At 67.8% G+C, this 24,297-nt stretch carries 24 protein-coding genes and 3 tRNA genes; 21 read left to right on the plus strand and 6 right to left on the minus strand.

Going from position 1 to position 24,297, the window contains the following annotated elements; genetic code table 11:
• The first annotated feature begins 146 nt into the window (after nucleotides 1-146).
• The 6 genes from AC1DCG_RS07520 to AC1DCG_RS07545 all read left to right on the plus strand — a co-directional run bounded on the left by AC1DCG_RS07520 (nucleotide 147) and on the right by AC1DCG_RS07545 (nucleotide 5,433).
• On the plus strand, nucleotides 147-1,178 hold the full coding sequence (locus tag AC1DCG_RS07520) for a COX15/CtaA family protein (protein ID WP_477030093.1): 1,032 nt from the start codon (nucleotides 147-149) through the stop codon (nucleotides 1,176-1,178).
• Between the two features lie 83 nt (nucleotides 1,179-1,261).
• A complete protein-coding gene (locus AC1DCG_RS07525; RefSeq protein ID WP_477036390.1) occupies nucleotides 1,262-2,740 on the plus strand; it encodes an alkaline phosphatase in 1,479 nt (492 codons plus the stop codon).
• Nucleotides 2,741-2,990: 250 nt separating this feature from the next.
• A complete protein-coding gene (gene rplM / locus AC1DCG_RS07530; protein ID WP_165259741.1) occupies nucleotides 2,991-3,464 on the plus strand; it encodes a 50S ribosomal protein L13 in 474 nt (157 codons plus the stop codon).
• A 3-nt stretch (nucleotides 3,465-3,467) separates the two neighbouring features.
• Nucleotides 3,468-3,941 (plus strand): 30S ribosomal protein S9, encoded by a 474-nt coding sequence (gene rpsI / locus AC1DCG_RS07535; protein WP_165259743.1) that lies wholly within the window; start codon nucleotides 3,468-3,470, stop codon nucleotides 3,939-3,941.
• A gap of 165 nt (nucleotides 3,942-4,106) precedes the next feature.
• The gene (argC, locus tag AC1DCG_RS07540; RefSeq protein ID WP_165259745.1) at nucleotides 4,107-5,060 is read left to right on the plus strand and encodes an N-acetyl-gamma-glutamyl-phosphate reductase; all 954 of its coding nucleotides are present in this window, start codon (nucleotides 4,107-4,109) and stop codon (nucleotides 5,058-5,060) included.
• Between the two features lie 13 nt (nucleotides 5,061-5,073).
• Nucleotides 5,074-5,433: a hypothetical protein gene (locus AC1DCG_RS07545; protein WP_477030096.1), complete on the plus strand. Its 360-nt coding sequence runs from the start codon at nucleotides 5,074-5,076 to the stop codon at nucleotides 5,431-5,433.
• Between the two features lie 13 nt (nucleotides 5,434-5,446).
• Here the strand turns inward: AC1DCG_RS07545 and AC1DCG_RS07550 are convergent, their stop codons facing one another.
• Together AC1DCG_RS07550 and soxR are read right to left on the minus strand one after the other, a co-directional pair.
• The gene (locus AC1DCG_RS07550) at nucleotides 5,447-6,061 is read right to left on the minus strand and encodes a DUF1287 domain-containing protein (RefSeq protein WP_165259747.1); all 615 of its coding nucleotides are present in this window, start codon (nucleotides 6,059-6,061) and stop codon (nucleotides 5,447-5,449) included.
• 58 nt (nucleotides 6,062-6,119) lie between these two features.
• Entirely contained in the window at nucleotides 6,120-6,578 is a 459-nt protein-coding gene (soxR, locus tag AC1DCG_RS07555) for a redox-sensitive transcriptional activator SoxR (RefSeq protein ID WP_165259749.1), read from the minus strand.
• Between the two features lie 81 nt (nucleotides 6,579-6,659).
• On the opposite strand from soxR, the gene AC1DCG_RS07560 reads away from it, so the two are divergent.
• On the plus strand, nucleotides 6,660-7,034 hold the full coding sequence (locus tag AC1DCG_RS07560; protein WP_477030097.1) for a putative quinol monooxygenase: 375 nt from the start codon (nucleotides 6,660-6,662) through the stop codon (nucleotides 7,032-7,034).
• A gap of 175 nt (nucleotides 7,035-7,209) precedes the next feature.
• On the opposite strand, the gene phaC is transcribed toward AC1DCG_RS07560, so the two are convergent.
• Nucleotides 7,210-9,186: a class I poly(R)-hydroxyalkanoic acid synthase gene (gene phaC / locus AC1DCG_RS07565; RefSeq protein ID WP_477030098.1), complete on the minus strand. Its 1,977-nt coding sequence runs from the start codon at nucleotides 9,184-9,186 to the stop codon at nucleotides 7,210-7,212.
• Between the two features lie 94 nt (nucleotides 9,187-9,280).
• Between phaC and AC1DCG_RS07570 the strand changes: the two genes are divergently transcribed.
• From AC1DCG_RS07570 to AC1DCG_RS07590, 5 genes are all read left to right on the plus strand, one after another.
• Nucleotides 9,281-9,727 (plus strand): hypothetical protein, encoded by a 447-nt coding sequence (locus tag AC1DCG_RS07570; RefSeq protein ID WP_165259754.1) that lies wholly within the window; start codon nucleotides 9,281-9,283, stop codon nucleotides 9,725-9,727.
• 107 nt (nucleotides 9,728-9,834) lie between these two features.
• Nucleotides 9,835-11,055, plus strand: a complete 1,221-nt coding sequence (locus tag AC1DCG_RS07575; protein ID WP_058346918.1) for an LL-diaminopimelate aminotransferase — start codon at nucleotides 9,835-9,837, stop codon at nucleotides 11,053-11,055.
• Nucleotides 11,056-11,196: 141 nt separating this feature from the next.
• Nucleotides 11,197-12,486 carry a homoserine dehydrogenase gene (locus AC1DCG_RS07580; RefSeq protein WP_477030099.1) on the plus strand — a complete coding sequence of 430 codons (1,290 nt, stop codon included), beginning with the start codon at nucleotides 11,197-11,199 and terminating at the stop codon, nucleotides 12,484-12,486.
• A gap of 74 nt (nucleotides 12,487-12,560) precedes the next feature.
• Nucleotides 12,561-13,511, plus strand: a complete 951-nt coding sequence (gene glpX, locus AC1DCG_RS07585; protein WP_165259758.1) for a class II fructose-bisphosphatase — start codon at nucleotides 12,561-12,563, stop codon at nucleotides 13,509-13,511.
• 121 nt (nucleotides 13,512-13,632) lie between these two features.
• On the plus strand, nucleotides 13,633-14,610 hold the full coding sequence (locus tag AC1DCG_RS07590) for a class 1 fructose-bisphosphatase (RefSeq protein ID WP_477036389.1): 978 nt from the start codon (nucleotides 13,633-13,635) through the stop codon (nucleotides 14,608-14,610).
• Nucleotides 14,611-14,646: 36 nt separating this feature from the next.
• On the opposite strand, the gene AC1DCG_RS07595 is transcribed toward AC1DCG_RS07590, so the two are convergent.
• The gene (locus AC1DCG_RS07595) at nucleotides 14,647-15,246 is read right to left on the minus strand and encodes a hypothetical protein (protein WP_477030101.1); all 600 of its coding nucleotides are present in this window, start codon (nucleotides 15,244-15,246) and stop codon (nucleotides 14,647-14,649) included.
• 242 nt (nucleotides 15,247-15,488) lie between these two features.
• On the opposite strand from AC1DCG_RS07595, the gene recJ reads away from it, so the two are divergent.
• From recJ to AC1DCG_RS07630, 7 genes are all read left to right on the plus strand, one after another.
• Entirely contained in the window at nucleotides 15,489-17,309 is a 1,821-nt protein-coding gene (recJ, locus tag AC1DCG_RS07600; RefSeq protein ID WP_477030102.1) for a single-stranded-DNA-specific exonuclease RecJ, read from the plus strand.
• Between the two features lie 69 nt (nucleotides 17,310-17,378).
• Nucleotides 17,379-17,453 (plus strand) — tRNA-Glu (locus AC1DCG_RS07605).
• A gap of 173 nt (nucleotides 17,454-17,626) precedes the next feature.
• Nucleotides 17,627-18,217: a stationary phase survival cold shock domain protein CspD gene (gene cspD, locus AC1DCG_RS07610; RefSeq protein WP_477030103.1), complete on the plus strand. Its 591-nt coding sequence runs from the start codon at nucleotides 17,627-17,629 to the stop codon at nucleotides 18,215-18,217.
• 104 nt (nucleotides 18,218-18,321) lie between these two features.
• The gene (locus AC1DCG_RS07615) at nucleotides 18,322-18,768 is read left to right on the plus strand and encodes a DUF192 domain-containing protein (RefSeq protein ID WP_477036400.1); all 447 of its coding nucleotides are present in this window, start codon (nucleotides 18,322-18,324) and stop codon (nucleotides 18,766-18,768) included.
• Nucleotides 18,769-18,845: 77 nt separating this feature from the next.
• A tRNA-Pro gene (locus AC1DCG_RS07620) sits at nucleotides 18,846-18,922 on the plus strand.
• 25 nt (nucleotides 18,923-18,947) lie between these two features.
• Nucleotides 18,948-19,253 (plus strand): ETC complex I subunit, encoded by a 306-nt coding sequence (locus tag AC1DCG_RS07625; RefSeq protein WP_058346925.1) that lies wholly within the window; start codon nucleotides 18,948-18,950, stop codon nucleotides 19,251-19,253.
• A gap of 29 nt (nucleotides 19,254-19,282) precedes the next feature.
• Nucleotides 19,283-19,359 (plus strand) — tRNA-Arg (locus AC1DCG_RS07630).
• Here the strand turns inward: AC1DCG_RS07630 and AC1DCG_RS07635 are convergent.
• Both AC1DCG_RS07635 and AC1DCG_RS07640 read right to left on the minus strand, forming a co-directional pair.
• A complete protein-coding gene (locus AC1DCG_RS07635; protein ID WP_477030112.1) occupies nucleotides 19,318-20,988 on the minus strand; it encodes a recombinase family protein in 1,671 nt (556 codons plus the stop codon). The two genes, AC1DCG_RS07630 and AC1DCG_RS07635, sit on opposite strands and share 42 nt — an antisense overlap.
• A gap of 633 nt (nucleotides 20,989-21,621) precedes the next feature.
• Entirely contained in the window at nucleotides 21,622-22,509 is an 888-nt protein-coding gene (locus tag AC1DCG_RS07640; RefSeq protein WP_477030104.1) for an endonuclease/exonuclease/phosphatase family protein, read from the minus strand.
• Between the two features lie 119 nt (nucleotides 22,510-22,628).
• On the opposite strand from AC1DCG_RS07640, the gene zigA reads away from it, so the two are divergent.
• Together zigA and AC1DCG_RS07650 are read left to right on the plus strand one after the other, a co-directional pair.
• Entirely contained in the window at nucleotides 22,629-23,852 is a 1,224-nt protein-coding gene (zigA, locus tag AC1DCG_RS07645; protein WP_477030105.1) for a zinc metallochaperone GTPase ZigA, read from the plus strand.
• Nucleotide 23,853: 1 nt separating this feature from the next.
• Nucleotides 23,854-24,042: a hypothetical protein gene (locus tag AC1DCG_RS07650; RefSeq protein WP_477030106.1), complete on the plus strand. Its 189-nt coding sequence runs from the start codon at nucleotides 23,854-23,856 to the stop codon at nucleotides 24,040-24,042.
• Nucleotides 24,043-24,297 lie beyond the last annotated feature (255 nt).

The raw sequence follows: 24,297 nt of genomic DNA on the forward strand, positions 1-24,297 counted from the left end.
GCGCACCATGCCATGACGAACCGCCCGCGTCATGGTTCCCTTAAGGCCCCGCTGGGCATGGACAGCGGCGCCTTGCCGGGAGTAGGGGGCGGGAGTAGGGGTCTAGCCGCCCCATTTAGGCCCAGAACAGGCGTTTTTTCGGCTTCATGACTTCCTTCCTGCGTTCCGACCGTTCCGGCCCCGTCGCCATCTGGCTGTTCGTCGTGGCGGTGCTGGTCTTCGCCATGGTGGTCGTCGGCGGCGCGACGCGCCTGACCGACTCGGGACTGTCGATCACCCAGTGGAAGCCGATCATGGGCGCGCTGCCGCCGATGTCGGAAGAAGCCTGGCGAGCCAATTTCGAGCTCTACAAGCAGATCCCCCAGTACCACCTGGTGAACCCCGACATGACGCTGGAGGCCTACAAGGGCATCTTCTGGTGGGAGTGGGCGCACCGGCTGCTGGGTCGGGTGGTCGGCGTCGCCTTCGCCGTTCCTTTCGCCTTCTTCCTCGCGCGCCGAATGCTGCCGCGCCGCCTGATCTGGCGCTGCGGGGCGATGCTGGCGCTGGGCGGCCTGCAGGGTCTGGTCGGCTGGTGGATGGTGTCCAGCGGCCTGTCCGAGCGCGTGTCGGTCGCGCCCGAGCGGCTGATGGTCCATCTGGGCCTGGCGCTGGCGCTGTTCGTGCTGCTGATCTGGACCGCGCTGGACGCCTGGAACGGCGCGCCGCGCGTCGAGGAGCGCAGCGACTGGCGCGGCTGGGCGCTGGCCTTTCTGGGTGCGGTGTTCTTCCAGAGTCTGCTGGGCGCGCTGGTGGCCGGCAACGATGCGGGCATGGTCTACAACGACTGGCCGCTGATGAACGGCGCGTTGCTGCCCGACCAGTATGCCGGCCACGGCCTGTGGGGCACGGTGGCCCACAGCCAGGGCGCGGTGCAGCTGCATCACCGGCTGATGGCCTATGCCGTGTTCGCCGCCGCGATCGTGATCGCCGCCGGCGCGGCCCGCGCCCGCCGCCTGCCGCACGAGGCCAAGATCACCGCCTACGTGCTGCTGGGCGTGGTGACGGTGCAGGCCGGGCTCGGGGTCTGGACCCTGATGGCCGCCGTGCCGCTGAGCCTGGGCGTGCTGCACCAGGCCGGCGCGGCCGTGCTGCTCGCCGCCGCCACCGCCTTCGCCTGGCGGGTTCGCCGGCCGTAACGGGCGGTTTCCGCCGCCCCGCCCGAAGAACTGTCACGAAACTCCAGCAGAGCACGCGCGACGTCCCTGCTGGAGACCCTGTCGTGATCCGTGCTTCCTCGTTCCTGGCCGGCGTCTGCGCCCTGGCCCTTCTGCCCGCCTTCGCCCACGCCGCCGACGCCTCGCCGGCCCAGGCCGCCGACCCCTACTACAAGGCCGGCCAGACGGCGCTGGCCAAGGCCATGGCCGTCAAACCCAACACCGGGCGAGCCAAGAACGTCATCCTGTTCCTCGGCGACGGCATGGGCATCTCCACCGCCGTGGCCGGCCGCATCTGGCAGGGCCAGCAGAAGGGCGTGGATGGCGAATCCAACGTCCTCTCGTTCGAGAAGCTGCCGTTCACCGCGCTTTCCAAGACCTACAGCCACGACACCCAGGTCACTGACAGCGCCGCCGGCATCACCGCCATCACCACCGGCGTGAAGACGCGCAACAAGGTCATCGGCCTGACGGGCGAGGCCAAGCCCGAGAGCTGCGCCAGCGAAGCCTCGACGCGCGTGACGACCATCGCCGAGATCGCCAAGGCCCATGGCCTGTCGGCCGGCGCGGTCACCAACACCCGCATCACCCATGCCACGCCCGCCGGGACCTACGCCCACACCGCCTATCGCGACTGGGAAGGCGACGCCGACATGCCGGCCGAGGCTCTTTCCGGCGGCTGCAAGGACATCGCCCGCCAACTGGTCGAGGCCCCTGCCGGCGTGCGCCTCGACGTCGCCCTGGGCGGTGGCCGCTCGCGCTTCCTGCCCGAGGCCAAGGGCGGCAAGCGCGCCGACGGCCGCGACTTGACCGCCGAATGGGCCAAGGCCAAGGGCGCGGCCTACGTGTCGACCGCCGACCAGCTGAAGGCGGTCGACCCTGGCAAGACCGGTCCGCTGCTGGGCCTCTTCGCCGGCGAGCACCTGCCCTACGAGGTCGAGCGCGCGCAGAGCGGTCAGGGCGTTCCGACCTTGGCGCAGATGGCGACCAAGGCCGTCGACGTGCTGTCGCAGAACCCCAAGGGCTACTTCCTGCTGGTCGAGGGCGGCAAGATCGACATGGGCAGCCACCTCAACAACGCCAGGCGCACCCTGACCGAGACGGCGGCCTTCTCCGACGCCATTCAGGCCGTGCTCGACAAGGTCGACCTGAAGGACACCCTGGTCATCGTCACCGCCGACCACAGCCATGGCTTGGTGATCTCGGGCTACGCCGCCCGCAACGCCCCGATCCTGGGCCTGGCGGGCAACGAAGGCGAACCCGTCGTGGCCGGCGACGGCAAGGCCTATACCGTGCTCAGCTTCGCCACTGGCCCCGGCGGCGTCGAGGGAAGCAACCTGCGCGCCGACCCGGTCAAGGAAGACCTCGACGAGGTCGACTATCACCAGCAGGCCGTCGCGCACCTTCCCAGCGCCGCTCACGCGGGCGAGGACGTCGGTGTCTATGCCGACGGTCCGGGTGCCTACCTCGTCAGGGGCGTCGTCGAGGAGAGTTATCTTTTCCAGGTGATGAGCCACGCCTTCGGCTTCGAGGCCGGCAAGTAGCCGCGCATCCCAAGCCAGGAAAGGGGCGGGCGGTCTTCGGGCGTCCGCCCTTCTCTTTGATCGCGAAGGATGGGGCGACTTGATGTGGTATTTAGATACCGCATCGTTCAAGCCCTTGTCCTGCAAGGGTTTCCGAACTTTCCTGCGCGCGCATTGTTGACAGTCGGCGAACCCTTGGGTATCAGCCGCCCCTCACGCGGAAGGAACTGGTTCTCCGGCTCCCGACGCACAGGAATTACGGATCAATCCCATGCAAAAGACCACGGCTTCCCTGAAGCCCGCCGAGGTCGAGAAGAAGTGGATCGTGGTCGACGCCAAGGACGCCGTTGTCGGTCGTCTGGCGACGTTCATCGCCATGCGTCTTCGCGGCAAGCACCGTCCCGACTACACCCCGCACGTCGACTGCGGCGACTTCGTCGTCGTGATCAACGCCGACAAGGTGAAGTTCACCGGCAAGAAGCTGGACGACAAGGTTTACTACCGCCACACCGGTCACCCGGGCGGCATCAAGGAAACCACCCCGCGCAAGGTCCTGGGCGGTCAGTTCCCGGAACGCGTCCTGAACAAGGCCGTCGAGCGCATGCTGCCGAAGGAAAGCCCGCTGGCCCGCAAGCAGATGACGCACCTGCTGGTCTACGCCGGCGCCGAGCACCCGCACCAAGCGCAAAGCCCGGAAGTCATCGACTTCGCCGCGCGCAACGTCAAGAACACCCGGAGCCTCTAAGCCATGTCCGAAGCTCAAGGTTTTGACGCGCTGGCCAGCCTGTCCAGCAACCCGCAAGCGGCCGCTCCGGCCGAGCCGAAGATCGACGCCCAAGGCCGCGCCTACGCGACCGGCAAGCGCAAGAACGCCATCGCGCGCGTTTGGATCAAGCCGGGCACCGGCAAGGTCACCGTCAACGGCCGCGACCAGGAAGTCTACTTCGCTCGTCCGGTCCTGCGCATGATGATCGCTCAGCCGCTGCAAGTGACCGAGCGCCTCGGCCAGTTCGACGTCGACGTCACCGTCGAAGGTTCGGGCCTGTCGGGTCAAGCCGGCGCCATCCGTCACGGCCTGTCCAAGGCCCTGACCTACTACGAACCGGCCCTGCGCCCGGTCCTGAAGCCGCACGGCTTCCTGACCCGCGACAGCCGCGTCGTCGAGCGTAAGAAGTACGGCAAGGCCAAGGCCCGCCGCAGCTTCCAGTTCTCGAAGCGCTAAGCGCGTCGTCGCACGCGTTTTGGAAGAGGGCGCTTCGGTTATCCGAAGCGCCCTTTTTCTTGTGACTTCCGATCGGGCCGGACAGCGCCCGAACGCATGCGCCGGTCACATGGCGCTGCAAGACTGGGTCCCGGCCGAGCGCGGTTCGGGCCAGGAGTTGGCACCATGGCGAACACCCCCAAGGTCTTCATCGACGGCGAAGTCGGCACCACCGGCCTGCAGATCCGCGAGCGCCTGATCGGCCGCACCGATCTGCAGCTGATCTCGATCGATCCCGACAAGCGCAAGGACCCGGTCGCCCGCGCCGAGATGCTGAACGCCGCCGACGCGGTGATCCTGTGCCTGCCCGACGACGCGGCCAAGGAGGCTGTCGGCCTGATCGAGAACCCGCTGGTCAAGGTGATCGACGCCTCGACGGCCTATCGCACCAACGCCGACTGGACCTACGGCTTCCCCGAGCTCGACAAGGAACAGCGCAAGAAGATCGCGGCTTCGAAGCGGATTTCGAACCCGGGCTGCTACGCCACCGGCGCCATCGCCCTGACCCGTCCGCTGGTCTCGGCCGGCCTGCTGTCGTCCGACCTGCCGGTCTCGTTCAACGCCGTGTCGGGCTACACCGGCGGGGGCAAGGCGATGATCGCCGAGTTCGAGGACGAGAGCTCGCCGAACTACACCAAGGTCGCCTACCGCATCTACGGCCTGTCGCTGACCCACAAGCACGTGCCCGAGATCCAGAAGCACGGCGGCCTGCTGTCGCGTCCGATCTTCACGCCCGCCGTGGGTCGCTACGCGCAAGGCATGCTGGTCGAACTGCCGCTGCACCTTGGCCTGCTCGAAGGCTCGTGCTCGCTGGGCGACATCCACGCCGCGCTCGCCGCCCACTACAAGGGCGAGAGCTTCGTCGAGGTCGCCTCGCTGGACGAGGCCAAGAGCCTGACCACCCTCGATCCCGAGGGCCTGAACGGCACCAACCGCCTGAAGCTCTTCGTGTTCGGCTCCGACACCAGCGGCCAGGCGCGTCTGGTGGCCCTGCTCGACAACCTGGGCAAGGGCGCCTCGGGCGCGGCGGTGCAGAACCTCAACCTGGCCCTCGGCCTGGACGAGAAGGCCGGGCTGTAGGGCAGCCGCCTGCATGAGCGCTCCGATGTACGATCTGGTCTTCGGAGCTTGGCCGCACGACGTCGGCTACTGGCGCGACCATCCGATGGTCAGCGAGGTCGAAGCCCATTTCGAAGGCGCGCACGGCTGGGTCGGGCTCAGGCTGGATCAGCCGCTGAACGCCTGTGTGGAGGCCGTCGCCGCCATGTCGGACGCGGCCGAGGCGACCCGCGCCGGCCCTGATCTCCATTTCTACGGAGAGGGCGATTGTCCGCTGGCGCTTTTCGAAAGTGCTCCTCGCGTCCGTGAACTTCGTGCGTGGGCGCAAGGCCCGATCGAAGGCGACGAGAGCAGCGTCTGGTCGGTCGGGATCTGGCTTCACGCGGCCGTCTGAGGCTGGGCGGGCCTCACGCCCGCCAGCGGTAGTGCCCGACCGGCTTGTGCAGCTTGAAGATCCACAGCGCTTCTTCGCGCGCGCCGGCGCCGATGTTGTGCACCACGCGCACCTTTTCGGGGCCCTGCACCACGACGCCGATGTGCGGGCGGCCGTTGCCGAACAGCCGCCAGCTCAGGACGTCGCCTGGCTGGGGATCGGAGAAGCCGTCGCCCGAGCGGGCGTTCTGGCTGGCGCGCAGGCGCGCGCCCTGGCGCTCCAGATAGGTTTCCAGGTTCAGCACGCGCCGGTGGTCGATGTTGGCGTCGGCGCTCTTCTGGCCCCAGGCCCGCTTGGCGGGATAGGCGGAAAAGGCGCGGACCATGTCGGCGTGCACGCGTTCCTGCAGGTCCACGTTCCAGGCGTCGCGGGCGGCCCGCACCAGCACGTCAGAGCATACGCCGGTGGTGCGCAGCACGTCGCCGCGGGGATAGCTGATCGCCCGATAGCTGGGATCATAGTCCAGGGTGACGCCGATCTGGGTTCGCGCCGCCTGGGCCAGTTTCAGGCCGTCGCCGCGCGCAGCCGCGCCCAGCCAGGGGGCGGCGGCCAGCAGGCTCAGCGCTGTGCGACGGGAGAAATCTTGCATGTCGCCAAGCTCCGCCGTGATCGGGGCGAGTTTTGGGCGAACGTTGGTCTTTGCGGCGTCAAATTTCGTCCAGAAGGCGAGCGCCCGGACCTTGTGCGGCCAGTGCGTCATCCGGATTGCGCAGCGGGCAGGCCGTCAACGACAGGCAGCCGCAGCCGATGCAGCCGTCGAGCTGGTCGCGCAGCTGGGTGAGGCGGCGGATGCGCGCGTCCAGATCGTCGCGCCAGGCCGCCGACAGATCGCGCCAGTTCTCCTGGCTCGGCGCGCGGTCGTCGGGGAGGGCGGCCAGGGCCTGCTTGATCTCGTTCAGCGGCATGCCGGTGCGCTGGGCCACCTTGATCACCGCCACCCGGCGCAGCATGCCGCGCGGATAGCGCCGCTGGTTGCCCTCAGTGCGCAGGCTGCGGATCAGGCCCTTGGCCTCGTAGAAGTGCAGGGCCGATACGGCCACGCCGGCTCGCTTGGCCAGTTCGCCGACGCTGAGGGTCTGGAACGCGGACGGGCAGGTGTCGGGCATCGGCGCTTGACCTCAAGTTTGCTTGAGGTTTTACAGGAGGGGCTCCGCAACCGGCAACGCCCTTCTGAGGAGCGCCTCTCCATGACCTTCGCCGCCGCCACGACCGCCGTCGCAGCCGCCGCCATCGCCGCGCCGCTGGCGCTACGGCCCACGCATCCCGAGCCGGTGGTCAACATCAGCGTCATCCGGCCCAAGGAGGGGCAGTACGAAGCCTTTCTCGAACTGCAGCTGGCCCAGCACCGTCGGTTGCGCGGCCAGGTGAAGGGGCTGCGCGGCGCGCGGCTGTTTCGGTCCGCCGAGGGCCTGGTGCTGATCTCGGTGTTCGACACTCAGCAGGACGCCGACGCCTTCCGCGAGGACCCGCGCTTCACCGACCACATGGCGCGGGTGCGGCCCTTGATCGAAAAGTCCGAGGCGGGGGTGTTTTCAGAGGCCTATGCGGTGGGCAGCGTCTAATCCTTCTCCCCATGCGGGAGAAGGTGGCGGCGAAGCCGACGGATGAGGGGTTTCTCAGGCTTGAGACGCCTCACCCCGTCTGACCGCGGCTACGCAGCTTTCAGGTCTGAGAGACCCCTCACCCGGCCTCCTTTGGAGGCCACCCTCTCCTGCAAGGGGAGAGGGATTTGACTTCCTAGGCCGCCGCCTCGGCGTTCGAGCGCACGCGCACGAAGCTGCCCGGAGCGTCTTCGAAGGCTTTCAGCGGGCCCTTGGCCGGATCGCGGGCCGGGACCAGCTTGCCGGACTTGGCCTTCAGCCACCCCGCCCAGTGGGGCCACCACGAGCCGGGATGCTCGACGGCGCCCGACAGCCAGCCCTCGACCGAGCCGGGCAGGTGCTCGTTGGTCCAGTGCTGGTACTTCTTGGCGTCGGGATGGTTGATCACGCCGGCGATGTGGCCCGAGCCCGCCATGGTGAAGGTCACCGGTCCGCCGAACGCCCGTGCGCCGCGATAGACGCTGCGATAGGGGGCGATGTGGTCGTCCTTGGACGACTGCACGTAGATCGGCGTCTTCACCTTCGACAGGTCCAGTTGCTCGCCGCCCAGGCTCAGGCGGCCATGGGTGAGGTTGTTGTCCTTGTAGAAGTTGCGCAGGTAGAACAGATGCAGCGATTTAGGCATCCGCGTCTGGTCGGCGTTCCAGAACAGCAGGTCGAAGGGCCGCGGCTCCTTGCCCATCAGGTAGTTGTTGATGAAGAACGACCAGATCAGGTCGTTGCCGCGCAGCGCGTTGAAGGTGTCGGCCATCGACTGGCTGGGCAGGAAGCCGCCCTGCTGGTCCATCCGCGCCTCGATCTCCTTCAGCCAGGCCTCGTCGGTGAAGAGCAGCAGGTCGCCGGCCTCGGCGAAGTCCTGCTGGGCGGCGAAGAAGGTGGCCGAGTTGATCCGCTTGTCGCCCCTGGCGGCCATGTGGGCCAGGGCGCAGGACAGCAGCGTGCCGCCGATGCAGTAGCCGACGGTGTTGACCTTATCGACGCCGCACTGGGTCATCACCTGCTGGCTGGCGTCGTAGACGCCCTCCAGCATGTAGTCCTCGAAGGTCTTGGCCGCGAGCCGGGTGTCGGGATTGACCCACGAGGCGACGAACACCGTGAAGCCCTGGCCGGTCAGCCAGCGGATCATCGAGTTCTCGGGGCGCAGGTCCAGGATGTAGAACTTGTTGATCCAGGGCGGGAAGATCAGCAGCGGGATCTCGTGCTGCTGCTCCGTGGTCGGATCGAACTGCAGCAACTGCAGGATGTCGTTCTGGTAGACCACCTTGCCCGGCGCGGTGGCGACGTTCTCGCCGACCTTGAACTTGGCCAGGTCGGTCTGGCTGATGGCCAGCTGTCCGCCGCCGCGCTCCAGATCGGCGGCGAAGTTCTCCATGCCGCGCTTGAGGCTCTCGCCGTTGGTCTGCATCACCTCGCGCAGGGCCGCCGGGTTGGAGATCAGGAAGTTCGACGGCGAGAAGGCGTCGGTCAGCATCTTGGTGAAGAACTCGACCCGGCGCTTGGACTGCGGGTCGACGTTCTCGGCCTGGGCGACCAGGCCGTTCAGCCAGTTGGACGTCAGCAGGTAGGACTGCTTCATCATGTCGAACACCGGATTGGTCACCCAGTCCGGGTCGGAGAAGCGCTTGTCGCCATGGGCGGGGCTGACGACCGGCTTGGTCTCCTCGCCGACGGCGCGGCGGGCTGCCGACTGCCAAAGCTCCATGTAGCCGTTGAAGAGGTCGGCCTGGGCGCGCAGCAGCCGGTCGGGCTGGGCCGCCAGGCTGCCGATCACCTCGTTGAGGGCAGGCGCGACGTGGAACGGGTCGGGCGACAGGGCCGCTGGCCGGTCGGCCTGGCGAAGGGCCGCCTCGGCGATCGCGCCCTGGGCGGTGACCGCCGCGCGGGCCAGGTTGGCCGACAGCGCCTCCATCATCCGCCGCTGCTCCTCGGTCAGCAGCGAGGCGAAGTCGGGCCCGCCGGCGGCCTGGGGCGATTCGGGCGGGGGATCGGGTTGAGGGGGCGGAGGAGGGGGCTTTGGCGTTGCGGCGGCCGTCTTGCGGGGTGCGGAAGGCTTGCGGGGCTTCGCCGCCGTCTTGACGCCCTTGCCCGCGTCCTTGCCGTCGCCCTTGGCCATGCGCGTTCCTTCCGCCTGAATGTCGCTTATCGACCGCCGATTCTCGTTCGGCGCCTTCCGCTCGCCGCGATCATCGCATAAGACCTGAGACAAGATGAACGGCCAAACCGGTAAAATCGTACGTTTCGGCGCCTCGCTCTCGGTCCTCGCGGCCGTGCTGTCGGCCTGCGCCTCGTCGCCGTTCACGCCGCCGCCGGTCGACGCCACCTCGCCGGTGGCCGCCGCCGCCGAAGCGGCCGGCAAGGAGCGGGGCAAGATCCCGAGCCTGGCCGCCATTCCGACCGTTCCGACGGATATTCCCAAGCCGGGCGAATACAAGGCCCAGGTCCAGGCCGAGCAGGCCGCGGCCGCTCAGCTCCGTCGCGACACCGCGCCGGGGACCTTCGCCCTGTCGGACACCGAGGGTTTCGCCGCTCGCGCCCAGCGCGCCGGCCGCGTTCCGCCGTCGGAAATCCCGACCGTGGCCGATCGCGCCGAGACCGAAGCCTTCGCCAAGGCTGCTCGCGGCCGAGCTACCCCGCCTCCGTCCAAGCCCCAATAGGGCGACGGAGGCATAATTTTCCTTGAACTGGCTTGGCTAGGCCCCGCTTGGGGTCTATCCATGCCCGACTTTTCGCTCCTGCAGCGCCAGAGGGCGCACGAGCCATCATGACCGCCGACTTTCACCGTATCCGCCGCCTGCCGCCCTACGTCTTCGAAGAGGTCAACCGCATCAAGGCTCGCCTGCGCGGCCAGGGCGTCGACATCATCGACTTCGGCATGGGCAACCCGGACATGCCGACGCCCAAGCACATCGTCGACAAGCTGATCGAGACCTCGCGCGATCCGCGCGCCGGCCGCTATTCGGCCTCGAAGGGCATCCCGGGCCTGCGCAAGGCCATGGCCGGCTACTACGAGCGCCGCTTCGGCGTGAAGCTGAACCCCGACACCGAGGTGATCTCGACCCTCGGCTCGAAGGAAGGCTTCGCCAACCTCGCCCAGGCCCTGACGGCTCCCGGCGACGTCATCATCTGCCCGAACCCGGCTTATCCGATCCACGCCTTCGGCTTCATCATGGCCGGCGGCGTCATCCGCCACGTGCCTGCGCTGAGCCCCGAGCAGTATCTCAGCAACATCAGCCGCGCGGTGAAGCACTCGGTGCCGCCGCCGTCCGTGCTGATCCTGTCCTATCCGTCGAACCCGACGGCCCAGACGGTCGACCTCGACTTCTACAAGGACGCCGTGGCGCTGGCCAAGAAGCACGACCTGCTGGTGATCAGCGACGTGGCTTACGGCGAGATCTACTTCGAGGACAACCCGCCGCCGTCGATCCTGCAGGTCGAAGGCGCCAAGGACATCGCCGTCGAGGTCAATTCGCTGTCGAAGACCTACGCCATGGCCGGCTGGCGCGTGGGCATGGTGGTCGGCAACGCCCGCATCTGCGCGGCCCTGGCCCGCGTGAAGTCGTATCTCGACTACGGCGCCTATACGCCGGTGCAGGTGGCCGCGGCCGCCGCGCTGAACGGCCCGCAGGACTGCGTCGAGGAGATCCGCGGCATCTACAAGGGCCGCCGCGACACCCTGGTCTCGTCGATGAAGCGCGCCGGCTGGGACATCCCCAACCCGCCCGCCTCGATGTTCGCCTGGGCGAAGATCCCGCCGCAGTTCGAGGCGGCCGGCTCGATGCTGTTCTCGCGCCTGCTGATCGAGGAGGCCGGCGTCGCCGTCGCCCCGGGCATCGGCTTTGGCGAATACGGCGAGGGCTATGTCCGCATCGGCCTCGTCGAGAACGAACACCGCATCAAGCAGGCCGCGCGCAACGTGAAGAAGTTCATCGCCAACGCCGACCAGATCCTGGCCAAGGCTCACAACAGCCTCGAGCAGGCCTGACCCGCTTGCGAAATCCTCGCCCCTGACAGGCTCGGGGTGAGGATTTCCACTTCATATGCCCGCAATAGCCCTCATCCTGAGCCTGTCGAAGGACGAGGGCGGCCCCGCCAAAGGGTCGCACCGACCACGAGGAACCGCACCATGACTCAGAAAACCTGGCGCGTCGGCGTCGCCGGCCTCGGCACCGTCGGTGGCGGCCTGCTGCAGTTCCTCAACGCTCGCCCCGACTTCGCCCCGGCCGGCGATCGCGCCGAGGTGGTCGCGGTGTCGGCTCGCTCCAAGTCGCGTCCGCGCACGGTCGACATCTCGGGCCTGGAATGGTTCGACGACCCGGTCGCCCTGGCCAGCTCGCCCAATGTCGACCTGTTCGTGGAGCTGGTCGGCGGCAGCGACGGTCCGGCCAAGGCCGCGGTCGAGGCGGCGCTGAAGCTGGGCAAGCCGGTGGTCACCGCCAACAAGGCCCTGATCGCCGAGCACGGCGCCGAACTGGCCGCCCTGGCCGAGGCCAACAACGTGCCGCTGCTGTTCGAAGCGGCGGTGATGGGCGGCACGCCGGCGGTGAAGATGCTGCGCGAGGCCATGGTCGGCGACGACGTCGTCTCGGTGGCCGGCATCCTCAACGGCACCTGCAACTACATCCTCTCGGAGATGGAAAAGACCGGCCGCGACTTCGCCGACGTGCTGCGCGAGGCCCAGGCCCTGGGCTATGCCGAGGCCGATCCGACCATGGACGTCGGCGGTTTCGACGCCGGCCACAAGATCACCATCCTGGCCGCCCTGGCGTTCGGCTGCGCCCCCAACTACGAGGCCGCCGAGATCGAGGGCATCAGCGAGGTCGAGCTGCTCGACATCAAGCTGGCCAAGGACCTCGGCTACCGCATCAAGCTGATCGCCGGCACCTCCAAGACCGACGACGGCGTGGCCGTGAAGGTCCATCCGACCCTGATCCCGCTGGCGCATCCGCTGGCCCAGGCCGGCGGCGCCCTGAACGCGCTCTTCATCGAGGGCACCCGTATCGGCCGCATCTTCATCCAGGGACCGGGCGCGGGCGCCGGCCCGACGGCCGCCGCCGTCGCCGCCGACATCGCCGACGTCATGACCAAGGCCGTGCGCCCGGTGTTCCAGGCTCCGGCCGGGGCGCTGGCGCCGTTCGTGGCGGTGGATCCGAGCAAGTCGGTGGGCAAGGCCTATCTGCGGATCATGGTCCGCGACGTGCCTGGGGCCATCGCCGCGATCTCCGAAACCCTGGCCGAATGCGGCGTCTCGATCGACGCCTTCCTGCAGAAGCCCGTGGAAGGGGCGGGGGGCGTGCCGATCGTGCTCGTCACCCATGCGACTCCCGAATCCAAGCTGCTCGACGCGATTAGCCGCATCGAAAAGCTGCAGGCCGTGCTAGAGCGTCCCCGTCTTCTGCGCGTCGCGCGCAACTAGAGATCGCGAGCAACAAGCGGTCCAGGTGTGGAAGACATTGGGAAATTAGCCTCGCCACGGGCTGGGAGACACTGATGAGTTCTAACACCCTGGACCGTTCTCTGGTCCTGGATGCGGTCCGCGTGACCGAAGCGGCCGCCATCGCGTCATGGACCATGGTCGGCCGGGGTGACGAGATGGCCGCCGACCAGGCCGCCGTCGACGCCATGCGCAATGCGCTGAACGAGCTTTCCATCGACGGCGAGATCGTCATCGGCGAGGGCGAGCGCGACGAGGCGCCGATGCTCTACATCGGCGAGAAGGTGGGCCGTGGCGGCCCCACCGTCGACATCGCGCTCGATCCGCTGGAAGGCACCACCCTGACGGCCAAGGCCATGCCCAACGCGCTGGCCGTTATGGCCTGGGCGCCCAAGGGCACGCTGCTGAACGCGCCAGACACCTACATGGACAAGATCGCCTGCGGTCCGGGCTATCCGGCCGGCGTGATCGATCTGGACAAGTCGCCCGCCGACAACGTCAAGGCCCTGGCCGCGGCCAAGGGCGTCGAGCCCTCGCAGATCACCGTCTGCGTGCTGGACCGTCCGCGCCACGCCGAGATCATCGCCTCGGTCCGTTCGGTCGGCGCGCGCGTCAACCTGATCACCGACGGCGACGTGGCCGGCGTCATCAACACGGCCGATCCGGCCACCGGCATCGACCTCTATCTCGGCTCCGGCGGGGCGCCCGAGGGCGTCCTGGCCTGCGCGGCGCTGAAATGCGTCGGCGGCCAGTTCCAAGGGCGGCTGATCTTCCGTAACGCCGACGAGCGCGCCCGCGCCGCGCGCTGGGGCGTCACCGAGTTCGACAAGAAGTACGACCTGCACGAGATCGTGCGGTCCGACGCCATCTTCGCCGCCACCGGCGTCACCTCCGGCGCCCTGCTGGACGGGGTGGGCTTCAAGGACGGCTTCGTCCACACCCACAGCCTGGTGATGAATTCCTCGACCGGCGCCGTGCGCGAAGTGCGCATGAAGCGCCGCGCCTAGGCTTTGTCGGGCCGGCGTTCCGCGTCGGCCCGTTCGCACTCGTAATATTGTCGTACTAGTCTGCGAGTCGCTCGCGCCGCGGCGACTGATCGCCGTCTCGTACAGTCTAAGGCTCTTCTCCATGACCGCCCTGATCGATCTCGCCAGCCACCTCGCCGGCGATCCCTCCAGCCCCGCGGTCAAGACCGTCGTCACCGAGATCGCCGCCGCCTGCGCCCGCATCAGCCGCGTGGTGGCCGGCGGGGCCATTCTGGGCAATCTCGGCGCGGCCGGGATCACCAACGTCCAGGACGAAGAGCAGAAGAAGCTCGACATCCTGACCAACGACCTGCTGAGCGACGCCCTGAAGGCCTGCGACCCGGTCGCCGGCATCGCCTCGGAAGAGCTCGAGCATGTCGAGACCACCGGCCGCCAGGGCGGCTATCTGGTCACCTTCGATCCGCTCGATGGCTCCAGCAACATCGACGTCAATGTCTCGGTGGGCACGATCTTCTCGATCCTGCCGGCCCCGGAAGGCCGCGAGCCCGAGGAGGCCGACTTCCTGCAGCCGGGCCGCCACCAGGTGGGCGCGGGCTATGCCGTCTACGGCCCCCAGACCATGCTGGTCCTGACCCTGACCTCGGGCGTGGTGGGCTTCACCCTTTCGGCCGACGACAAGTGGCTCCTGACCCACGCCTCGTCGACCATCCCCGCCGACACCGCCGAGTTCGCCATCAACATGTCGAACCAGCGCCACTGGGCACCGCCGATCCGTCGCTATGTCGACGGCTGCCTGGCCGGCAAGGAAGGCCCGCGGGGCAAGAACTTCAACATGCGCTGGGTGGCCTCGATGGTCGCCGACGTGCACCGCATCCTGATGCGCGGCGGTATCTTCATGTACCCCTGGGACGCTCGCGAGCCGGGCAAGCCGGGCAAGCTGCGCCTGATGTACGAGGCCAATCCGATGGCCCTGATCGTCGAGCGCGCGGGCGGCAAGGCCACCGATGGCGTCACGCCCATCCTCGATCTCGCGCCCAGCAAGCTGCACCAGCGCGTGCCGGTGGTGCTGGGCTCGGCCAACGAAGTGGATCAGGTCGCCAGGGAAACGGCCGCCGGTTGACGGCTTGCGCGCTCTCCGAAGGGGAGCGCGCGCCCGTCAGCGGGCGAAGGCCGCCTTCGAGCGCAGGGCGGCCGCGGTCGCCAGGATCGAACTGATCAGCACCAACTCGCCGGCGTTGCCGAGCCAGAACACGCCGCTGGCGGCGCTGCCGAACATCGCCAGGGCGCCCAGGCACAGCCAGGGCACGCCTGCTCGGCGCCACAGCAGGGCGCCGACGCCGATCAGCACCAGCACCGTCACGATCGACGGGATGGGCGGGCTGGCGGCCGCGTGGGCGTAGCGCAGCGTGCCGCCGTACTCCTTGAGCACCAGGTCGAGGTTGAAGATCTCGGTATAGGCGCCGAGCGCTACGAGCAGCGCGGTCAGGACCCACACCCAGGCGCGCAGGCGCAGCCTGGCGATCCAGAAGACGATCGGGATCAGCAGCGGCGTCAGCAGGCCGTGGGCGACATAGCGCGGCACCGACAGGCCCACGAGCAGGTCGCCCGGCCCGACAAGGGCTCCGGCGGCGACGATGGCGTTGTCCCAGCACAGCGCCAGGATGATCACCGTCAGGGGCCACAGGCGCAGGAAGCCTGCATACACGCTGGCGGCCAGCATGCCCGCCGCCATCAGCCAGAACACGAGGGTGATCACGAGGGCGCTCCGTCCGATTCGCTGTCTCTATTCATGGGCGAGGTTAGAGCGGCCATGATCGCCGGCGTCTGCGGCGAGCGAAGTCGTCGCCACACGATCAGGCGCCCGCCAGGAGAGCTCGCCGGGCGCGCTTGGCCTGGGTCACGTCCGCTTTCGCCGCAGCGGCCTGTCATGGATCGAATCCCGCAAAGGCGATAGGGTCGCCCCATGCCCCAAGACGCTGATTTCAGGCTGGTTTAGCCATGGCCGCCGACGGTCACGCCAATCCCGCCGCCACCGAGGCCTTTCTGGGCGTCGAGCGCTCCCTGTCCGGTCGCGCCTGGCGCGAGCGTCCCGCCGACGCCGCCGTGGCGCGCGACATCGCCCGCCTGCACGGCCTTTCCGAGCCCTTGGCCCGCGCCCTGGCCGCGCGGGGCGTCGGCCTCGACGGCGCACGCGACTATCTGCAGCCGACCCTGAAGTCGCTGTTTCCAGACCCGTCCAGCTTCACCGACATGGACCGGGCCGCCGAGATCCTGATCGACGCCCTGGAGCAGGGGCGGCCGACCATGGTGTTCGCCGACTACGACGTCGACGGCGCCACCAGCGCGGCCCAGCTTGTGCGCTGGTTCCGGCACATGGGCGTCGAACTGCCGATCTACATCCCCGACCGCCTGAAGGAGGGCTACGGGCCCAGTCCCGCCGCCTTCAAGACCATCCGCGAGACGGGGGCGGAGCTGGTCGTCACCCTCGACTGCGGGGCGGCCGCCTACGACGCCATCGCCAGCGCCGCCACGATCGGCCTGGAGGTCGTGGTCATCGACCACCACCTGATGCGCGAGGACCCGCCGGCCGCGGCCGCCGTCGTCAATCCCAACCGCCCCGGCTGCCAGAGCGGGCAGGGCGTGCTGGCCGCCGCCGGCGTGACCTTCATCCTGCTGGTGGCCCTCAATCGCGAGGCCCGCAGGCGCGGCCTGTTCAGCGAGGCGCGGCCCGAACCTGATCTTCGCCAATGGCTGGACCTGACGGCCCTGGGCGAGGTCTGCGACGTCACCCAGCTGGTGGGCTTCAACCGCTCGCTGACGGCCACGGGCCTGCGGGTGATGTCCAACTGGGCCAATCCAGGCCTGAAGGCCCTGCTGGAGGTCGCCAAGGGGCAGGGGGCGGCCAGCGTGTTCCATGCCGGCTTCATCCTGGGCCCGCGAATCAATGCGGGCGGTCGCATCGGCCGCTCCGATCTCGGAGCCCGTCTCCTGTCGACGGACGACCCGCTCGAGGCTCGGGCCCTGGCCGAGGAGCTCGATCTCCTCAACACCGAGCGCAAGGCCGTCGAGGCCGCCGTGGTCGAGGAGGCCGTGGCGATTCTCGAACGCAGCAGCAACTTCAATCCGGATGCGCCGGTCATCGTCGTCGCCGGCGACGACTGGCACCCGGGCGTCGTCGGCATCGTCGCCAGCCGCCTGCGCGAGCGTTATCGCAAGCCGACCCTGGTGATCGGCATCGATCGCGCGGCGGGGGTAGCCAAGGGGTCGGGTCGATCCCAGCCGGGCGTGAATCTCGGTCGCGCCGTTCAGGCCGCGTTCGAGGCCGGCATCCTGATGGCCGGCGGCGGCCACGCCATGGCCGCGGGCCTGACCGTGCGCCCCGATTCGATTCCGGAGCTGCGCGCCTTCCTGGAGGAGGCCCTGGCCGGCGAGATGGAGGCCGTGGGAGCCGAGTCGGTCGAGATCGACGCCCTGGTGCAGCCGCGCGCGGCCAATCGCGGCCTCTGGAGCGAGTTTCAGCAGATGGCGCCGTTCGGTCCCGGCAACGTCGAGCCGACCTTCGCCCTGGCCGGCGTGCGGCCCGAGCGGGTGATGGCCCTGCGCGGCGGCCACGTGCGAGTCGACCTCGTCGGACCCAGCGGAGATCGCATCAAGGCCGTCTCCTGGCGCTCGGCCGAGACCGATCTTGGCCGCAGGCTGCTGGCGGGCGGCGGCGCGCTGCACGTCGTGGGCCGCCTGAAACCTGATGATTACATGGGCCGGGAAGGGGTCCAGCTTGAGATCGAAGACGCCGCCGACCCGCGCATGTGGACGGATTGAAAAAATCGCATCTGACCGCTTGCGCTCTCCGGGGAGCCTTTGTATATCCCCGGCTCCTCGCGGCGACGCGGTCCCTTCGTCTATCGGTTAGGACGCCAGATTTTCAATCTGGAGAGAGGGGTTCGACTCCCCTAGGGACTGCCAACCGCAGAGTTCAGAGTTTTCCATACGACATAGAAGGCGCGACTAAACGTCGCGCCTTTCGTATTGCGCGCTCACCGCATCATTTGGCCATTGACGGCCCTCCCTTACCGAGAACACTGTTATTCTTGTGGTGCTCGCTCCTTTGGGCTGTTTGGGCGAGCCAGAGGGGCGGAATGTCTGGTTACGACTTGGATGCATCGGGCGCGCACGAAGACCTCGTGCGCATCAGCGGCCGTGTGAAATGGTTCGACGTCGGAAAGGGCTACGGCTTCATCGTTCCCGACGACCCGGGCCAGACCGGCCTGAAGGACGTCCTGCTCCACGTCACCTCCCTGCGCAATTGCGGCCGCGAGTCGGCGCTCGAGGGCTCGGCGATCGTCTGCGACGTGGTCAAGCGGCCCAAGGGCTGGCAGGTCAGCGAGGTCGTCGACCTCGACGAGACCTCGGCCCCATCGCCCCTGGAGCGCCCGCGTCGCACCTTCGACGAGTCGGCGCCCCGGCGTGACGGCCCGCGCGCCTTCGGCGGCGCGGCCCGCCAGTCCCTGGCTCCTGCCGGTCCGCCCGAGCGGGCCAAGGTCAAGTGGTTCAACCGCACCAAGGGTTACGGCTTCGTCGTCCGCGACGAGGCGCCGGGCGACATCTTCGTGCACATCGAAACCCTGCGCCGCGGCGGGCTGGAGGATCTCCAGCCGGGCGACGACGTGATGGTTCGTTTCGCCCAGGGCCCCAAGGGGCTGGTCGTGGCCGAGATCACCGCCGCCTGAGGCGGCTTTCCCGGTCGGCGAGGGGCGGGTAGGGTCCTGGCCGGTTCTCCAGTCCTGGCGAGGCGTTCTTGGTCCTTCTCGACGATCCGCGGCGGCGCGACGCTCTGAGGCTGCTGGCGGGCGCGGTTCCGGTCCTGGCGGGCGCGGGCGAGGCCTTCGCCGCCGGTCCCCGTCTCGAACCGCTGGAGATCGTCACCGGCCGGGGCGTGGCCCGTTTCCAGGTCGAGATCGCCGCCACCGAGGCCGAGCAGCGCAAGGGGCTGATGTTCCGCAAGTCGCTGGCCCCGGACCGCGGCATGCTGTTCGTCTACAAGAAGCCGCAGCGCGCGGCGTTCTGGATGAAGAACACGCTCATCGCACTCGACATTCTCTATGTCGGGCCGGACGGGCGCATCCTGTCGATGGTCCGCAACGCTCGCCCGCTGGACGAGACGCCGCTGCCGTCGGGCGGCCCCGTGCTCGGCGTTCTCGAGATCGCTGGAGGCCGGGCGGGGCAGCTTGGCGTGCTTCCCGGCGATCGCGTGCGGCACAGGATCTTCCCCAAGGGCTGAGCCGCGTCGAAAATCCCGCCCGCGCAGGCTTGCGTTTCGCCCCCAAAGCCGAGTAGGAGCAAGCCCTTGCTGGTGTCCGGAGCGTAGCGCAGCCTGGTAGCGCATCTGTTTTGGGAGCAGAGGGTCGCAGGTTCAAATCCTGCCGCTCCGACCACCGGCAGATCCGTTTGGAGAGGCTCATGCTCGCCCGCATCTATCGTCCCGCCAAGAACGCCATGCAGTCGGGCAAGGCCAAGACCAAGGACTGGGTGCTGGAGTTCGAACCGGCCTCGGCCCGCAAGCCTGACCCGCTGATGGGCTGGACCCAGTCCAGCGACATGAACGGCCAGGTCCGTCTCACCTTCGAAACCCGCGACGAGGCCATCGCCTACGCCCAGCGGCACGAGATCTCGTTCCAGCTGTTCGAGCCGAAGGTCCCCAAGCGTATCATCAAGGCCTACGCCGACAATTTCGCGACCAACCGCAAGCAGCCCTGGACCCACTGAGGGTCTCCCGGGCTAAGCGCGGCCAGCGCGCGCCCTTAGCTCAGTTGGATAGAGCATTCGCCTTCTAAGCGAACGGTCGCAGGTTCGAATCCTGCAGGGCGCGCCAGTCCGGAACACGTGCTGGAACTGCAACTTCGGCAGCTTCCATACCGCTCGTGGCGGCCAGTGAGCGCATCAGCTCCACGCGGCATCCGGACACTTCGAGCTCCCACTTCGATTTCACCACCACGCGCTGGGCTATGGCGCGCAAGATGTCACGGCGGAACGTGCCGTCCTCGTTGCGAAGGGCTCGACGCGTCGCCTCCGAGAATTGCTTCAGCAGGGCGGGAGTGATGATCGGGCCCAGCCGATTGATCGCCCGCTCCGCGCGTTCGGCGTCGGCCGTCGCCTCGTCCTGCAGCTTTTTCAATTCCCGCAAACGGTCCTTGAGGACGGGATCGGACCCATCGGCGATGCCTGACTCGATCGTGTCGTAGAGCCGCCTCAGTCTGGCCTGGGCCTCGTATGCGATCTTCTTGAGATCGGCCACGTGCTTGTGCCGGCGTTCGATCCATTCCTGGCGGCGGTCGATGACGTTTTCCATCAACTCGGTCAGGAAGCGCGGTTCGAGAAGCCTGTTCTCCAGGTAGTCGATGACCGCGGCGTCGACGGCGTCCATGCGTACGGTCTGACCGCCACAGGCGGCCGTTCCTGTACGGGCTCGGCTGGCGCAGGTGTAATAGCGGTACCGTCCACTTTGGCCTGTTCGCAACGTCATGGCGACATCGCAGTGGCCGCACCGTATGATGCCTGCCAACAGCAGGGGGCTCTTGGCGAAGTTGCCGCCCGGGGTCCTCGGAGAGCGGGCGGCCATGGCCAGTTGAACTGCGTCGAAGGTCTCGCGATCGATGATCGCCGGCACCTCCATGATGACGTGTTCGTCGGTCTCTTTCAGTTCCCCGGTCTTGAAGTTGCGGCTGTTGAAGTGGTGCTCGCCGAAATAGGTCGTACGGGTAAGGATGTAGTGGACCGCGCCCGTGCCCCAGCGGCCACCATCACGGGTGCGTAACTGTCTGGCGTTGAGATAGGTGGCGATCAGCTTTGCGCCCATGGGGCCGCTATGCTCGTCGCCGACGAGGGCCAGGCGAAACATCAGGCGGATGATTTCGGCCTGGGCCGGATCGACCTCCAGCTTCTTCTTGACCTTGGTCCCGCGCTCCTCGGCGTCGACGATGCGATAGCCGATCGGCGGCCGCGCCCCGTTCCAGAAGCCCTGGCGGGCGTTTTCCTTCATTGCCCGCAAGGTGTGCTTTGCGTTCTCGCGCGACTGGTACTCGTCGAAGAGCGCCATCATCTGGCGCATCATCAGGCCCATCGGATCGTCGCCGAGTTCCTGGGTGATCGACACCAGTCGCACGCCGTTACGCGCCAGCTTCCGGGTGTAGAACTCAAACAGGAACTGATCGCGGAAGAACCGTGAGAACGAGTGGACCAGGATGGTGTCGAAACGGGCCGGCTTCTCCAGGCCTGCCTCCATCAGCGCTTGAAAGCCTGGCCGTTTGTCATCCGTCGCTGTGTTGCCGGGTTCGACGAACTCGGCGGTGACCGTAAAGCCCTTGGTCAGGGCGTACGCGGCGAGCTGGCGTCGCTGATCAGGAATTGACAGGTCGCTTTCAGCCTGTCGCGCGGTGGAGACGCGTAGATAGAGCGCCGCTGTCGATGGCGGCGCCTTGGGAGTTTTCTCGCGGCGGGACATGGGCCTTGCTCCTGATCAGGGCAGGGATCCCAGAAGCTCGTCGAGATCCTCCGCCAAGTGCGTTTCGACCACGCGGAGGATTTGCTGGGTGACCGGCAGCACCTCCGGCCATGGACCGGCTTCCACTATGGAGACGACGGCCGAGGGCCTTAGGGGCAGCGGTGTGGGAGTTTTTTTTGAGCCCTTGGGCCGACCACGTGGACGCTTCATTCCGTCAGCTTCCCGCCTGCCATGCGCCTGCGCAATCTGCGGGGAAATAACGGGAAGCCTCCGGCGCCAGAGAGAGCCGCGAGCGGCATGTCGATCGGCCGCGCCACGGTCGTTCGAGCGGCGAGACGATACACAGGAGTTTTGAGAACGTATGTGGAACATGTCCGCCGCCGCGACTATGCTTGAGCAGGTTTCACCAAGAGGTGCTTTCGATGGCGATGCGTCGCAGGCCCACAGGCCGGTTGCTGACAGGCCTTGGTCTGGCCTTCGCGGTCGGATCTTTCGTTCTGCTCGTCGTCCTGGCCATGGTGATGGTCAGCGAGATCTACGCTTGGCCGCAGCCTTGATTTTCGGATGGATCGAGCGGTCCCCCGTTTGGGCTGGTAGGGTCGCCGCGCACCCAGACTTACTCGTGCCTGGGCGCTATCGGAATGAAGCCATGACCGGACAATGGTCCGATGGATGACCGTCGGCCAAGTCGTAGGTCTGCTCCTCGAAGCCGGCCAGGTCACGCGCGGCGCGGGCGTCCATCACGATATGATCGATGAACTCGCGATAGCGCGGGTCGCACTTGGGCGTCGCAGCGCCTTGCGCCAGCGACAGGTCGGCGTTGGCCGGCTGGCCGTCGTCCAGTTCCGCCCATAGGACATCGTCCTTGCGCGCCAGGCGGCGGTTGAAATCGCCCAGCACGACGAAGCGGACCGGTTCGGTGGCGCGCGCGTCGATCCAGTGTTCCAGGATGGGGATCTGCTGCTGCAGCGTCTGGCAGGCCTGGCCACTGAGGCCGTTGAAGCAGCCGGATTTCAGGTGGACCGCCAGAAGACGCAGCGGCGCATGGCCTCTTGCGCGGACTGTGATGTCCACGCCTGAGCGAAGGTTGGGGTTGCCGAGCGCAAGCTCGGTCAAGTCCGAGGCGCGCTCGAACGCCAGATCCTTGCGGATAGCGAAGCCGACGGCTTGGCGGGTCAGCTTGCGACCCTCCTGGCCGCCGCACGGAAAGTGATCCCTGGCCGGCCGATCCTCGATGATCAGACGGTATCTGGCAGGATCGAACACGCGGGCCGCGGCCTTGACCGACTCCACTTCCTCGAAGGCGATGATGTCGGCGTTCAGTTGATCGGCATAACGACGCATCACCACGTAGTCGGCGTCCGTGCGCGGCTTGCAGCCTTGAGCGCCGTTCTCGGAGAGATGCTCCATGTTCCAGGTGGCCACGCGCAGCGGAGGCGGGGGCGCCTTCGGCGTCGGCGCTGTGGTGGCGCAGGCGGCGAGCGACAGGGCCAGCACCATGGCGGCGAGCGGCTTGAACATCGGAATCCCTTGAAGGCGACGCCGCTTTAGATCTCACGTGTTATAAAATAACAATAGGCTTGATGGGGTGAGGTGGTGGGGGTAGTTGGCGTTATATTGTAACATCATGGACGTGCCTCATGACCGAGCCCTCCGACGGCGAAGCTTCGCGGATCGACCGCCGTCTGCCCGTCACCGTCCTGTCCGGCTTTCTGGGGGCGGGCAAGACCACGCTCCTCAACCATGTGCTGGGCAACCGCGAAGGCCTGAAGGTGGCGGTCATCGTCAACGACATGAGCGAGGTGAACATCGATGCGGCGCTGGTCGCCGAGGGCGGCGCCAACCTGTCACGCACCGACGAGACGCTGGTGGAGATGTCCAACGGCTGCATCTGCTGCACCCTGCGAGAAGATCTGCTGGCCGAGGTTCGGCGTCTCGCCGCCGAGCGGCGCTTCGACTACCTCCTGATCGAGTCCACGGGCGTGTCCGAGCCGATGCCGGTGGCCGCCACGTTCGACTTCCGGGATGAGGAGGGCTTGAGCCTGTCGGACGTAGCGCGGCTCGACACCATGGTCACCGTGGTCGACGCCTTCAACTTCCTGCGCGACTACGGCTCACGCGACCGCCTGGCTGATCGCGGCGAGACCGCGGGGGAGGGCGATGAGCGCACGGTCGTGGATCTCCTGGTCGAGCAGATCGAGTTCGCCGACGTCATTGTGCTCAACAAGGCCGATCTGGTGTCGTCGCAAGATTTGGGGCGACTGTCGGCGATCATCGCGACCTTCAATCCGCAGGCGCGCATTGTAGCGGCCGAGCGCGGCTCCGTGGCGCTGGGCCAAGTGCTCGGCACCGGCCTTTTCGATCCGCTGCGGGCCGAAGGGGCGGCTGGCTGGCAGAAGGCTTTGATGGGAGAGGTCCTGCCGGAGACCGAGGAATACGGCATCAGTCACTTCGTCTATCGCGCCAGCAAGCCGTTCCATCCGGAGCGACTGAAGGCCTGGTTGGAAGCCGAGTGGCCAGGCGTCATTCGCTCCAAAGGGTTCGTATGGCTGGCGACCCGGCCCGACCGCGTCGGCGGCTGGAGCCAGGCCGGCGCGGTGACGCAGTTTGGTCCTCATGGCCGCTGGTGGGCGAGCGCGCCCAAGGATTACTGGCCTGACGATCAAGCTTGGCGCGCGGCGATCGAGAAGGTCTGGAACCCGCCCTATGGTGATCGTCGCCAGGAGATCGTGCTGATCGGCCAGCACATGGATCGCGCGGCGCTGACGCGAGGTTTCGACGCCTGCCTGGTCTCGGACCTGCAGTTCGGCTTCGGGCCGCGCGCTTGGGCCAAGCTCTCCGATCCCTTCGCGGCTTGGGACTGAGATGCCGGCGAACGCGACCTTGCCCGAGGCCGGCCAGCAGATGATCGACGATGAACCTTCGCCCGCCTGGATAGCCGAAAACCTGGGCGTCAGCTTGCAGGACGCCGAATGGTTGCTGGTGCACTACCGGTTCCTGCCGGCCGATCCGGCGCAACGATCGCCTCGCATCTTCTATTGCGAGGCGCTTTAGCGACGATCGCCTTGTCGCCAAGGCGAGGGATGCGGAGAGCGTCCGGCGGTCACGCTCGGTCCCGCCGCGCGACCCTTGGGTGTCGCTCCGCTCGCGGCTCCTGCGGGCGCGCCGCGCCCCCGGGGCGGCCTGGGGGCCGCCGCCGGACACTCGGCGCCGCTTCCCGAGCCCGCTTGGCGGTCTCTCCTTGCAGGCTTCATTTCATGAGCGCGCGCTGACGCGCGCGCGTGCTTGGGGGCGCCGCCCCCTGGCGCA

The organism is Caulobacter sp. 10L414, assembly GCF_056395525.1.